This is a genomic window from Chondromyces crocatus, from assembly GCF_001189295.1.
Taxonomy (GTDB): domain Bacteria; phylum Myxococcota_A; class Polyangia; order Polyangiales; family Polyangiaceae; genus Chondromyces; species Chondromyces crocatus.
The window spans coordinates 4,402,087-4,414,898 of sequence record NZ_CP012159.1 but is presented as its reverse complement, the minus strand read 5'-3'; the positions used below and the strand labels follow the sequence as shown (position 1 = coordinate 4,414,898).

Sequence of the window (12,812 nt, the reverse complement as noted above, 5' to 3'; positions counted from 1 at the left end):
GACGAACGTCGACGTGAGGACACGACACCAGACTCACGGCGCGCGGAGTCCAGCAACGAGACATGGCCTCGTGGCGACACGGTCGCCGGGCAACATGCCTCGAGGTGCGATCAGGAGCAGGAGTTCGACGACGCCGTCGATGCGCTGCTCGCACACGTCGACACGGTGCCAGCGGTGCTCGCCGTCGTCTCGCAGCTCGCGGCAGCGGCGGTCGCCATCGACTCGTCCTGCACCAGCTCCTCCACCTCCGGAAGGACGAGGTACACCACATCGCCGGAGGCCACCTGGTACTCCGGGCTCACGGAGTTCGCCGGCTGCACCTTGAAGGTGACGTTGTCGGGAATGATGAGCCCCGAACGTCGCAACACCTCGGTGGGGTTCGCGAGGTACTCCGCCTTGAACTCCGCGTCGGCCTGCGCCTGCGCGGTCACCTTGGCCATGATCCGGAGAACGTCATCCTGCGTTTGCTGGCTCATCGTTCCGATCTCCCTGCTGAGCTACATCGTGTACCGGCGCTCACTAACCGTAGATGAGTACGTCGGCTACGATCTGGGTCCATCACGACAGCCAGGTTACATGCCCACGGCAGAACTTGAACAGACAGGAAAGCGTACTCACATTTTCCGGAACAAGATCCGTGGGTTGTTTCACGTTTTCCTCGTTCGACGCTTCCGCTGAGTCCGCCCCATTCACCGCTCGGTAGGCCTCATTCCACCCATTGAACCAGGCTGCCACCGCCTTGGACACGCATCCCTGAACCGACCCCTTTTCGGACGTATGCAGCCGGTGACCTGGACCCACCAGACGCGTGCAGCCGGTGACCTGGACCCACCAGACGCGTGCAGCCGGTGACCTGGACCCACCAGACGCGTGCAGCCGGTGACCTGGACCCACCAGACGCGTGCAGCCGGTGACCTGGACCCACCAGACGCGTGCAGCCGGTGACCCGGACCCACCAGACGCGTGCAGCCGGTGACCTGGACCCACCAGACGCGTGCAGCCGGTGACCCGGACCCACCGGACGCGTGCAGCCGGTGACCTGGACCCACCGGACGCGTGCAGTCGGGGGGTCAGTCCCCTGGCTGCTCTCGAGTAGCGTCGAGTTCTCGTCGGGAGGCGTCATGGAAATCGCGCAGGTCGGGATCGTCGCTGGTGCCCGCCAGTTCGATCAGCTCCGGGAGCTGTCGTAGGAGCCGCTTTGCAGCAATGGCGCCGTAACGTCGGAGCAGCGGGCTGGGGTCACGCATCAGGGTGATGATCTTCTCTGCATCGACTTGCCGTGCGTCCATCAGCACGGCGAGGCCACGTTCATGGTGGTCATCACGCGGCATCCGCGCTTCGAAGGTGCACAGCGCTGCCTCGATCTGCGGCAGCTCGGCCCTGGAGACCAGGGACATGGCGTGCTTCCTCAGGGTGTCGTCGCGGCTCGCCAGCATGCCGACGACGTGCGCGAACGTCGCGAGGTGCTCCCCCGTAGCGCATACGGTGAGGCTGTCCATGGCATCCCAGACGACACGCGCCATCGGTGCACCGAGCAACGGAATGATGTCGTCGATCAGCGGCTGGGCAACATGACCGAGCTCGGACGCGATGAATGAAGCCGTCGCCTGAACGAAGACGTCGTCGCTTTTCAGGAGAGGGCGGAGCGTTTCGAGCGAGAGCCGCCCCTCGAAGTAGAACTGAAGCAGGCCGTAGGGCGCTCCGCGCTCATGGAAGCGGCGCGGCTCGACCAGCGCCTGACGAAGCAGTCGCTCTCCAGCAGGATCTGCCGTGTTCATCGTCCACGTGCGCCTGGTGCGCTTCATGTACCCTCCATCGGGGCTTCGGAGTTTCGTCGACATCCACGCCGCGGGATGTTCGAATCGCGCGTCCTGTGACGGTCCATCACTTCCGCATCGAGAGCGCGCTCCGCGCCGCGCCTGATGACGTCTGGCGGTGGGCGACGACGGCCGAGGGGATCAACCACGAGCTCGGGCCACTGATGCGAATGACGTGGCCCGAGGATGTCCCGGCACTCGACCTCTCGCGGGTGGTGCTCGGGGAGCGAATCGGGCGGAGCTGGTTGCTGCTCGGCGGGGTGCTGCCCGTGGACCGGAGTGATGTGACGCTGGTGGAGCTGGGGGAGCGGCGGTTCGTGGAGCGGTCGCCGATGCTCGCCATGAAGCTGTGGGAGCATGAGCGGTCGGTGACACCGGCGGGGGACGGGTGCACGGTGGTGGATCGGCTGGCGTTCGAGCCACGTTTCCCGGTGCCAGCGTCGTCCTGGTTCGTGCGGCGGCTGTTCACGCACCGACACGCTCGGCTCTGCGCGCGCTGGGGCCACCGGGTGTGACGGCGGTGGCGCTGCTGCGCTGACCGCCGCGCGTCGGCGTCAGCGCTGGCCGCTCTTGGGGTGAGGGACCAGGACGTCAGCGCTGGCCGCTCGTGGGGCCAGCGACCGAAGGGGGGTTCGAGCTGATGCGCTTGGCGGCGCTGGAGGTGCCGAGCTGGCCGCCGAGGATGCGGATGTCGAGGCCGAAGGCGTCACGGAGCATGCCGGCCTTGGCGTGGACGGTCCACTCTTCGAGGGCGCGCTCGCCCGTGCCCTGGAGGTCGAGGAGCAGGGTGTCGCCCTCGATGCGCGCGGAAACGCCGGTGACCTTGGCGCGGTGCTCGCGGTCGAGGGCGTCGGCGACGCGGAGGATGGACGAGAGGGCTTTGACCTGGGAGCGGCCTTCGCGGGAGAGGGCGCGGAAGTTCTCGTGCTCGGGGCTGGGCGGGGTCTTGCGGTGGTAGCGGGCGACGTTGGCGACGATGGCGCGCTCGTCGGGGGTGAGGCCCATGAGGTCGCTGTGGATGATGATGTAGTAGCTGTGCTTGTGGTGGCCTTCGTAGCGGACGAAGTCGCCGACGTCGTGGAGGAGGGCCGCGGCGTGCAGGAGGATGCGATCGCGAGGGCCCATGCGGTGACGCGGGGCGAGGTCGTCGAAGAGGCGGCCCGCGAGGCGGGCGACGAGGGTGCCGTGGGCCTCGTCGAAGTGGTAGCGGCGGCCGAGGCGGAGGCAGGCGTCGTGGACCGCGGCCATCTCGGCGGGGAAGTCGTGGCCGATGAAGTGGACGTGCGCGAGGTCGACGAGGACGCCTTCCTTGAGGCCGACGCCAGGGGCCGAGATGGATCGATGTCCGAAATCTCCGGCGACGCGGCTGAGGATGGTGGCGGCCGGGACGATGGTGTCGGCGCGGTCGGGGCGGAGGTTGTAGAGCTGGATGCGCTCGTCCGGGGAGCGGATGCTCAGCTCGGCGAGGAGGCGATCCATGGAGGAGACCTCGATGGCGCGGCCCTCGGGGAAGGCGCTCTGCACGGGGCAGAGGTCGGCGAGGGTCTCGATGTTGCCGCCGGTGCCGATGAGCATGTCGGGGCGTCCGCCGGTCAGCTCACGGACCTCGCGGAGGGCGTCGGCGAGGATGCGGCCGATGTACTCCTCCATGAGGTGGCGACGCGTGGCGTCGAGGGGGCGGCGCTCGTCGAGGAAGGCCTCGATGAGGCGCACGGTGCCGACGGGGAAGGAGCGAGAGAAGACGCGCTCTCGGCCCTGGAGGAGGGTGAGCTCGGTGGAGCCGCCGCCGATGTCGATGAGGAGGGCGGCGCGATCGCCGAGGCGGATGCGCTCCCTGACGGCGAGCTGGACGAGGCGGGCCTCCTCGAAGCCTTCGATGACCTCGACGTGGACGCCGGCCTCGCGGGCGACGCGCTCGACGAAGAGATCGCCGTTCGAGGCTTCGCGCGCGGCGCTGGTCGCAACGGCGCGGTATCGATCCACCTTGACGGCATCCATGGTGGCCCGGAACCGACGCAGAGCATCACAGGCCGCGCCGATGATGCCGGGCTCGAGGTGACCCTTCGTGAATACGTCATGGCCGAGCCGGACCGGGGCGCGATCGACGGCCACGTCGCGGAACGGCGAGAGCATCGGCCCTTGTGGGCTCGACGTCGGAGGCTCGACGTCGACGATCCGGAGGCGGATGGCATTGGATCCGATGTCGATCGCCGCGAGCCGCGCCATGCCGGGAGAAGTAGCGAAGCCGACGCGCGTTGGCTACTCTGAGGGACGGCCATGCAGACTCAGGAGGCGGAGCAGGTGCCCGGGACCTCGGAAAACGACGTGGTGGGGGTGCCGTCGGCCTGTCGAGAATCGTCGGTCGCAGCGCAGCGACCTCTGGCGCGGGTGGGGCGCCGCGCGGGCCTCGTCGCGCTGGGGTGGGGCGCCATGGGCGCGCTTTTGCTGGGCGCGCTCGGCTGCGGACCGCCGCCGATCCGGCAGCCGAACGCGATGCGGACGCTGGACGAGCGACGCGCGCTCGAGGTGATCCAGCGCGCGATCACCCAGGAGGGGGCGCAGCCCGCGCCAGGTCGTGACGTGACGCTGCTGAGCACGGGCGCGACGATCCACATCGACGTCGGGGTGCGAGGGCGCGACTACGGCGTCGTCTACGTGACGGAGGAAGACGCGGCGAAGCTGGGTCCAGCGATCCCGCCCGCGAACCGGCAAGACGAGAAGCTGCGGCTGGTGCGCGCCGGTGAGGATGGTGAGGTGCGGCTGGTGCTGCTGTATCAGACGAACTACCGCTACGACGATCTGGTGGGCGAGTCGCACGAGCAGACCACGATCACGGCGGAGCGGCAGCTCACGCGTGACGTGCAGGACTTCATCACGCACGCGAGGACGCGGAAGTTCCGATGATGGTCGCGGAAGGCGAAGCGCCGCCCGACGGGCCCTGGGGCACGGGCACGGAGCGGCGGGCGCGCGTGGCGCTGGTGGGTGGGGGGCTGCTGCTGCTGGCAGGGCTGGGGTTCGTGGGGATCGGGCCGTCCGAGGTCGGGCGGGTGCTCGCGGTGGTGGGGCTGCTGGCGACGATTTACGGGGTTCACACGTTCGGGCGGCTGGGGCCGGAGGGAGAAGACGGCGGCAGCACGGAAGCGCGGAAGGGCGCTGGGGCTGGCGACCGCGAGGGCGCTGGCAGGAGCGCGGTCGCTGGGGCTGGCGAGGGCGCAAGCGCTGCACACCGCACGGGCCCTGACGAGAGCGCAGGCGCTGGGGCTGGCGAGGGCGCTGACGAGAGCGCAACTGCTGATGAAGGCCCAAGCGCTGGCAACCGCGAGGGGGAACGCGCACGCGAAGGCAGGAAGAAGCGTCGACGAGCTGGGTGAGAGCGCGCGGGGTACAGGGGCCCCGGCGCGAAGCTCGTGGGCCGATGGGAGGGAGCGCCAGGTCACGAGGCCCCGGGGAGAGGCGATGAAGGCCTCGGCGGCCCATCTGGGGCTTGCGCGTCGAGGCCGGCTGGAGCAGCATCCGCCGCCATGCATCGTCCGTCGCGTCAGCATCAGCACCTGCTTCAGAAGATTGCGCGCAAGGAGTCCCTCGCGAAGCAAAGCAACCGCAAGACCGGCAAGCGCACCAAGGCGTGGTCCCGCTGGGTCGCCCAGTACGCTCCGCTCACCGAGCAGGGCGCGGCTCAGGCCGAGGGCGCTTCGCAGGAGTAACCCTCCGCGAGAGGTCCTTCGACGCAAGGACGCCTCCTGAGGTGCTCGACCAGGGCGCTTCACGAGGCGTCCTTCGCATTTGGCCCGGATGCGCAGGGCCTCCGACCGTGTCGGGCGAACGCGACGGGGGATTGCAGGACAACCTGGAAACAGGGAGACAAGTCGCACACGCGCGGGCTCGGCGCGGTTGCACGAGGGTCGGCATTTCGCTCACCATCGTCGGGCCGTGCCTGACCCTCGACACGCTTTCCACCGTTCGAGCTCCGAGGGCTCGCCCGACCTGCGGGTGCCGGCTCGGGAGATCGCTTCTTCCGGCTTCTCCGCGCTCGCGCTCACAGGAGCGCTCGCCCTCTCGCAGCTCGGCTGCATGGCGGCGATCGGTCGGGCGTCGGCCCCGTCCTGGCGCATCGCGGACACCGCGTTCGATCGCGATCCGCAGGCGGTGAGCGCGGCCGAGGCGGTGGAGGAACTCCGCCACGTGACGCGGGTGTTCGACGAGGCCTACGCGGGGGTGGACGGCGGGCAGCGGTCACCCTCCGCGCACGCGCTGACGAGGGCGCACGCGCGGGTCCAGGCGAAGCCGCGGTGGGAGCCCGAGGAACTCACGCGGCTGTTGCGGGATGTCTTTCAGAGGCCGGATGGTCACCTCTCGTTCGGGTACGGGGGGCAAGCGCCGCTGCGGTTGATGGCAGGGCCTCGGCGAAGGCCCTACGTGACGGCGCCGATCGAGCGGGTGGACGCGGACGGTGGGCTGTGGCTGGGCGAGGAGCGCTTCGCGGGGTGCACGCTGGGCGCGAGAGGGGTGGAGGTGCTGCCGACGCCCGAAGGGCGGTTCGTGCTGGGGGTGTTCGCGGTCGGGCCGGAGACCGCGGAGGTGCCGTGCTTCAGCGCAGAGGGCGCGCCGGCGCAGCTCGCCCTGCACACGACGGACGCCGAGGTGGCGCCGCGCGCGACGGGCGCGGTGACGTTCACGCGGCAGGGTGAGGTGCCGGTGCTGTCGATCCGGACGTTCGACAACGGCGCCGCGCTGGAGCTGGACACGCTGCCGGCGATGGCGGCGGCGCTGCGGACGACTCCCGGCTTCGTGCTCGATCTGCGGGGCAACGGCGGAGGGAATTACCGCTACGCGGAGGCGTTCCTGCTCGCGCTCACCGACGAGCCGATGCAGCGGCTGTCGGAGCGGGAGGTGCGCTCGGCGGCCGCAGCGGAGGGTCGAGCGAACAGCGCGCGGCGGCGGCTGGGCCGAGGGGATGTGCCGGCCGAGGCAGAGGCGCGGTTCATGGCGCACATCGCCAAGCTGGAGGCGCAGGCCGAGGAGCTGCGGGTGCGCGGCGCTCCGCGAGAAGACGTGGTGACGGAAGGGGCGCTGGTGCGCGGTCACGCGGCTGGACCGCTGCGCGCGCGGGCGGTGCTCCTGGTCGACGACGGGTGCGCTTCTGCGTGCGAGATGCTGGTGTCCATGGCGCGGCAGCTCCCGTCGGTGATCATCGCAGGCCAGCCGACACGCGGTGGGATGGCCGTGGGCGAGGTGGCGCTGTTCCAGCTCCCGCGCTCCGGGATCCAGGTGTCGCTCGGGACGCGCGCGTTCAAGGACGCGCTGGGTGACTTCGAGGAGATGCGTGGGTTCCTGCCCGACGTGTGGATCGAGGGCGACGATCCGGTGAGCGAGGCGGCCGCGCTGGCGCAGCGCAGGGAGCCCGCTGCGCGGGGAGACGCCGAGGCGCGGTGGTGGCGGGCGCGTCGAGGCACGGGCGCCGGGCGATCGGGTGGGAGGCGCGATCACGCCGCGAGCCCGCAGGACACGACGCCACCGAACGCGGGGTGAGTGGCCAGGCGCAACGCGTGCGACGCGACGCGACGCGCGTTGGCACGTCGCGTCAGGCGTCGACACGGTGCTGGAGCCCACGAGCAGACGGCGTCGGCCTTTGAGGTGGCGTTGAAGCTGCGTATGCTGGGCCGTCGTCGACGGTGATGCGCTCGCGCGTCCGTCGGCGCAACCGAGGGAGGGACGAGCGTCGTGGTATCGAGACGGAGGGGTGGCTGTTCCTGGTCGCAACGACGCAACGCACTCGCCCGCGCCGCCGGGCTGGGTGCTTTGCTGGTCCTGATGGGGGGTGCCCCCGCGAGGGCACAAACGCCACCGACGGGCAGCGGGACGGCTGCTCCTCCAGGTGAGCCGCCGATGTCGGGGGAGCCAGCGGTACCGGGAGGCGAAGCGCCGACGAGCGGTGCAGCGGACCCCCCGCCACCGGCAGCCTACCCACCGCCGTACGGGGCGCCGCCAGCTTCCCAGGATCCTGCGCTGATGCGGATGCAGGGCGGAGAGGCCGGCAGCTGGCCGGAGCGGCTCCCTTACAAGAAGGGGACGGCCATCCCGCCGGGGTACACGCTGAAGACACGCACGCGGCTCGGGCTGGTCATCGCGGGGGCCGTGACGTTCGGCACGGCCTACGCGGCCTCGGTGGCGACCGCGGTGGTGGGTACCGCGCAGGGCTCGACGGAGCTGATCCCGCTCCTCGTGCCGGTGGTCGGGCCGATGATCACCATCCCCACGTACTACCTCGCCGAGTCACGCGACGACGGAGGCACGGCGGTGGGCGTGCTGATGCTCGACGCGCTCGTGCAGTCGGGGGGTCTGGTGCTGCTGATGGCGGGCCTGCGCTTCAAGAAGAAGGAGCTGGTCCGCAAGGATGTGGGCCTGTCCCATGTCGAGGTCACGCCGATGCCGATGGGCGTCGGGGGCCTGGGGCTCGGCGTCATGGGGTCGATGTGATCGGTGACGCGGTGGGCCCTGCGCAAGCGACTGCGCGGTGCGACGGGGCGTGCACGCGGTGGGCGCCGTTGATCCCGAGGTCGAGCCACGTATGCTGCTCCCTCGCTCTTCCTTTTCTGGGTTGCTTCATTCTGCCGTCGCCGCGAGAGCGGTGAGGAGGCTTCATGCGGACGACGCTGACGAGATCTCGTTCCTCATCTCGCAATTCACATGTCGCTGGCGCCCTGGCGCTGCTCGGTGTCGCGCTGCTCGCGCCGACGCCCGCGCTGGCGCAGTCCGCGGCGGGCGCGACCGCGCAGCAGGTCGACGCCGATCCGTCAGCAGGCGCTGCGGGTCGAGCAGGGCAGGCCGCGCCTCCGCCTGGATACGGCGCGCCTCCGCCTGGGTACGGCGCGCCTCCGCCTGGATACGGTGCGCCTCCGCCCGGGTACGAGGGGGCGCCCCCGGGATACTATCCGCCGCCGGGGTATTACCCCCCGCCGGGCGAAGCGCGACGAGAGGCGCCCAGGATCATCGACTACCGAGAGGGGATGGACATCCCGCCGGGGTACACGCTCGAGGAGCGTGCGCGTCGAGGGCTGGTCATCGGCGGCGCCGTCACCTTCGGCACGATGTACTTGATCTCGGCGATGACCGCGGCGATCGCCGACATGGCCAACGCCGACGAGCTGGTACCGCTGTATGCGCCGCTCGCCGGGCCTTTCATCTCGCTCGGGATGCTCCACAGCCGCTCACGCAACTCGGACCTCAGCGGCGTGACGTTCCTGATGGTGGTGAACGGACTGGCGCAGGTGGGTGGCGCGGCGATGCTGATCGGCGGCCTGGTCGCCCCGAAGAAGGTACTCGTCCGCAACGACGTGGCGCGCCCGTTCGTCGACGTGACGCCCATGCCGATGGGCATCGGCGGCATGGGCCTCGGAGTCATAGGGAAGATGTAGATGCGCGCTCCCTTGCTCGGCCTGACCTGGTCGATGGCCGTGAGCTGCGCGATCGTGCTCGCGTCGTCCCACGCGAGGGCACAGTCGAGCCCGGCCCAGGCGCCGACCGCTCCACCCCCCGCTGCTCCCGGCGCGACCCCGCCGCCACCAGCGGGAGGTTGGCCGGCGCCGCAGCCTCCGCCAGGGTGGCCCGGGGCACAGCCTCCGCCAGGGTGGCCCGGGGCACAGCCTCCGCCAGGGTGGCCCGGGGCACAGCCTCCGCCAGGGTGGTCATCCGCGCCCTCGCAGGGAGGTTGGCCTGCCGTACCACCCGGGACAGGGACGCCGGCCGCTCAGGCACAGGGGAGATGGCCCGCCCCGCCACCGCCCATCTGGTATGCGCCGGATGCGCGGCGAGGGCTGCCCACGTGGCTCAACCCCCCCACGATGGACTACGAGCCGGGAGATCCGATCCCTCAGGGGTACGCCCTGGCGACGCGCCCGAGTCGTGCCTTGGGGCTGGCGGGGCTGCTCACGCTGGGGACGCCCTACCTGTTTTCGCTCACCGTCGCGACGATCACGCTGCTCTCGGGAGAACAAGACGGCCGAACCGCCCCGCTGCTGATCCCGGTGGCGGGGCCGTTCATCGCGATCGAGACACTCGGCGCCGAGCGCGCCGGGGCGTTCTGGCTCGCCGCCGACGGGGTGATGCAGACGCTGGGGGTTCTCCTCCTGGCCGCAGCGTTCGCGCATGAAGACGTTTACCTGAAGCGCCAGGGGCATGCGTCACGAGAGACAGCGCTCGACGTCGCGCTCCGCCCGGAAGTTCAGCTCGGGTTCGGCGGAGGTTCGGTGCGCTGGCAGTTCTGAGCGCGGTGCGCTGGCAGTTCCGAGTGAGGATGAGAGGTCCCGTGAAGATGCTCCGCAGGCTCGTGTCCCTCGCCGCGCTCGCCGGCGTGCCCTGGTTGCCAGCATCGGCCGCTGCGCAGGTGCCTCAGGCGCAGGTGCCTCAGGCGCAGCCGCCGCAAGCGCAGCCGCCGCAAGCGCAGCCGCCGCAAGCGCAGCCGCCGCAAGCACAGCCACCGCAAGCACAGCCACCGCAAGCACAGCCACCGCAAGCGCAACCCGGGGGACCAGGGCCTCACGCGCCGGTGCCGGGTGATCCGCGTTCAGAGACAGCGCTGCAGGAGGGGCCACCTGCTGCTGCGCCACCGTCAGGCGACTACGGCCCTCCCGTGCCTCCCGGCGGCGGCCATGGCGCCCCCTTCCCCTACCCGTACCCGCCCGTCTACATGGAACCCGCGGCGTTCCCGCGCACGCTGCCCTACCGGGAGAGGGTGCCTCCGCCGCCTGGGTACCGCCTGGAGACGACGGTCAGCAGGCCGCTCGTGATCAGCGGAGGCGCGCTGCTGGGCACCGCATACCTCGTCGCCGCGCTGACGGGGGGGACCATCGTCACCATGGGAGAGCGCGGGGCCAGCGATCACCTCCCGCTGTTCGTTCCGCTCGCAGGCCCCTTCATCACGATGGCCACCGCCCCCGACGCGGGAATCGGGGGACGACATGACGGGCCGCTCGGCATGTTGCTGCTCTTCGATGGAGTCGCCCAGGTGACGGGTGCGGTGCTGCTCGTCGCAGGCTTGCTGTCGAACAAACCGGTCTGGGTGCGCGACGACATCCCGCAGAAGGCCCAGGTGACGCCCCGGGTGACGCTGCCGGAATTCACGATGGGTCCGCAGGGCGGTGGCGTGCGCGTGCGGTTCTGATGCACACGACCGGAAACTTCGTCCGCTTCTCGATGCAACGACGTCAGGCCCGAAGCGGCGAGACATGCCTGATTTCCCGCGTGGATCGCGGGGTGGTGTGGCCCCGACGAGCTTGGCTCGGCGGGGCGGCGGGGGCGCGTGCCCCTGCCGTGTGAATGAGGCGTCGCGCCTCGGGCCGGCTCCAGGCGGCGCCAGGGCGCTAGCCGGTGATGCGGTAGGTCGCGTCGAAGATCGATCCTCCCGGGGGCACCTCGCGGACGACACCACGCTCCGGGTTCGCGGCGAGGCGGCGGAGGATCCAGAAGACCGGCTCGGGATCGTCGGCGCCAGCAGCGGCAGCGACTTCTTGCACGGTCATCGCGCGGCCAGGGTGCCTGGAGAGCGCCGCGAGCACCTGCCCTTGCAAGCTGATCACCTCCTGCGCCGCCTTCTTGCCGGCCTCGACGCCGGGCTGGTGGTAGGCGTTGATGTTGACGAGCCAGGCGTAGAGGCCGACGGCGCGCTCGTAGAGGGCGATGAGCATGCCCAGCGCGCGGGGGCCCATCGCCTCGATGGTGACGGTGATCGACTCGCGGCCGCGATCGGTGAGAGCGCTCCGGGTGCCCTGGAGGAAGCCCGAGAGGTAGTCGCCCGCGGTGACGCCAGGCTCGACCTCGTCGTGACGACGCCCGGGCGCGTGATCGCGGAGGACCTCGATGAAGGTGGCGAAGAAGTTGTCGACACCGTCACGGAGCTGCTGCACGTAAGCGTGCTGGTCGGTCGAGCCCTTGTTGCCGTAGACGGCGATGCCCTGCCAGACCTCGCGGCCGTCGAGATCATGCTGCTTGCCGAGCGACTCCATGACGAGCTGCTGCAGGTAGCGGGAGAACAGCTCCAGCCGGTCCTTGTAGGGCAGGATGACCATGTCCTTGCGGCCAGCGCCGCCCGTGGCGCTGTACCAGGCAAGGGCGAGCAGGGCGGCAGGGTTCTCGAGGGGCTCCGCGGTGCGGGTGAGGTCATCCATGTCGGCGGCACCGGCGAGCAACGCCTGGATGTCGAGGCCCTGGAGCGCGGCGGGGAGGAGACCAACGGCGCTGAGCTCGCTGGTGCGTCCGCCAACCCAGTCCCACATGGGGAAGCGCGCGAGAAAGCCGTTCTCGGTCGCGTAGCGATCGAGCGCGCTGTCCTCCCCGGTGACGGCGACGGCGTGGGCGCCGAGGGTCAGGCCGAGACGCCGGTACGCAGCCTCGAGGGCGAGCATGCCGTTGCGGGTCTCCTTGGTGCCGCCCGACTTGGAAATGATGACGGCGAGCGTGGCGCCGAGGTCGTCGCCGATGGCGTCGAGGACACGATCGAAGCCATCCGGATCGGTGTTGTCGAAGAAGTGAGGGACCATCCGGTCTGCCGGTGAGCCGAGGGCTGCCGCCGCGAGCTGAGGACCGAGCGCCGAGCCGCCGATGCCGACCACGAGGAGGCGGCGGAAGCGGGCCGCGCGCTCGGGCCGGAGGTGAGCGGCGTGGATGTCGGAGGCGAACGCGAGGACGCGGGCCAGGGTGCGCTCGATGTCGCCGCGGATCTCGGGGGTGGGCGCGAGCGCAGGAGCGCGCAGCCAGTAATGGCCGACGCGGCGCTGCTCGTCCGGGTTGGCGACGGCGCCCGCCTCGAGATCGGCCATGCGGCGCAGAGCATCCTGGATGCGCGGCGCCATTCGCTCGAAGAACCCCTCGTCGAAACGAATCCGGCTGACATCGAGCCAGAAACCCAGGGCTGGCGCGTGAATCAAGAGGTCGCGGAAGCGGTCGAAACGGTCCAGGGCCATGGGCCCGTTGTACCCCGACCGGTCGGTACAGGCCCGG

General features: G+C 70.6%; 13 protein-coding genes. 9 read left to right on the top strand and 4 right to left on the bottom strand.

The annotated features are described in order from the left end of the window. Window positions 1-110: 110 nt before the first annotated feature. A complete protein-coding gene (locus CMC5_RS16340; protein ID WP_050431310.1) occupies window positions 111-476 on the bottom strand; it encodes a thiocillin family RiPP in 366 nt (121 codons plus the stop codon). Window positions 477-1,070: 594 nt separating this feature from the next. Further along, complete coding sequence (locus CMC5_RS42590; protein WP_156338638.1) at window positions 1,071-1,805, bottom strand: hypothetical protein; 735 nt, start codon at window positions 1,803-1,805, stop codon at window positions 1,071-1,073. Between the two features lie 68 nt (window positions 1,806-1,873). Here CMC5_RS42590 and CMC5_RS16330 point away from each other — a divergent pair, with 68 nt between their 5' ends. Then, on the top strand, window positions 1,874-2,332 hold the full coding sequence (locus CMC5_RS16330; RefSeq protein WP_050431308.1) for an SRPBCC family protein: 459 nt from the start codon (window positions 1,874-1,876) through the stop codon (window positions 2,330-2,332). A gap of 76 nt (window positions 2,333-2,408) precedes the next feature. Here CMC5_RS16330 and CMC5_RS16325 read toward each other — a convergent pair whose 3' ends face one another. Beyond that, on the bottom strand, window positions 2,409-4,043 hold the full coding sequence (locus tag CMC5_RS16325; protein ID WP_082362536.1) for a Ppx/GppA phosphatase family protein: 1,635 nt from the start codon (window positions 4,041-4,043) through the stop codon (window positions 2,409-2,411). 51 nt (window positions 4,044-4,094) lie between these two features. Between CMC5_RS16325 and CMC5_RS16320 the strand changes: the two genes are divergently transcribed. The 8 genes from CMC5_RS16320 (at window position 4,095) to CMC5_RS44570 (ending at window position 10,977) form a co-directional block, all read left to right on the top strand. Beyond that, window positions 4,095-4,721 (top strand): hypothetical protein, encoded by a 627-nt coding sequence (locus CMC5_RS16320; RefSeq protein WP_050431307.1) that lies wholly within the window; start codon window positions 4,095-4,097, stop codon window positions 4,719-4,721. Continuing rightward, on the top strand, window positions 4,718-5,188 hold the full coding sequence (locus CMC5_RS46950) for a hypothetical protein (RefSeq protein ID WP_050431306.1): 471 nt from the start codon (window positions 4,718-4,720) through the stop codon (window positions 5,186-5,188). Before CMC5_RS16320 ends, CMC5_RS46950 begins: the two co-directional genes overlap by 4 nt. Window positions 5,189-5,338: 150 nt before the next feature. Further along, the gene (locus CMC5_RS16310; protein ID WP_050431305.1) at window positions 5,339-5,521 is read left to right on the top strand and encodes a hypothetical protein; all 183 of its coding nucleotides are present in this window, start codon (window positions 5,339-5,341) and stop codon (window positions 5,519-5,521) included. Window positions 5,522-5,747: 226 nt separating this feature from the next. Beyond that, a complete protein-coding gene (locus tag CMC5_RS16305) occupies window positions 5,748-7,346 on the top strand; it encodes a S41 family peptidase (protein ID WP_050431304.1) in 1,599 nt (532 codons plus the stop codon). 357 nt (window positions 7,347-7,703) lie between these two features. Continuing rightward, window positions 7,704-8,294, top strand: a complete 591-nt coding sequence (locus CMC5_RS16300) for a hypothetical protein (protein ID WP_156338636.1) — start codon at window positions 7,704-7,706, stop codon at window positions 8,292-8,294. A 164-nt stretch (window positions 8,295-8,458) separates the two neighbouring features. Further along, on the top strand, window positions 8,459-9,232 hold the full coding sequence (locus CMC5_RS46515; RefSeq protein WP_050431302.1) for a hypothetical protein: 774 nt from the start codon (window positions 8,459-8,461) through the stop codon (window positions 9,230-9,232). 426 nt (window positions 9,233-9,658) lie between these two features. Beyond that, window positions 9,659-10,081 carry a hypothetical protein gene (locus CMC5_RS16290; RefSeq protein WP_050431301.1) on the top strand — a complete coding sequence of 141 codons (423 nt, stop codon included), beginning with the start codon at window positions 9,659-9,661 and terminating at the stop codon, window positions 10,079-10,081. Between the two features lie 41 nt (window positions 10,082-10,122). After that, window positions 10,123-10,977 carry a hypothetical protein gene (locus CMC5_RS44570; protein WP_156338635.1) on the top strand — a complete coding sequence of 285 codons (855 nt, stop codon included), beginning with the start codon at window positions 10,123-10,125 and terminating at the stop codon, window positions 10,975-10,977. Window positions 10,978-11,176: 199 nt separating this feature from the next. Here the strand turns inward: CMC5_RS44570 and CMC5_RS16280 are convergent, their stop codons facing one another. Then, the gene (locus CMC5_RS16280) at window positions 11,177-12,775 is read right to left on the bottom strand and encodes a glucose-6-phosphate isomerase (protein ID WP_050431299.1); all 1,599 of its coding nucleotides are present in this window, start codon (window positions 12,773-12,775) and stop codon (window positions 11,177-11,179) included. Window positions 12,776-12,812 lie beyond the last annotated feature (37 nt).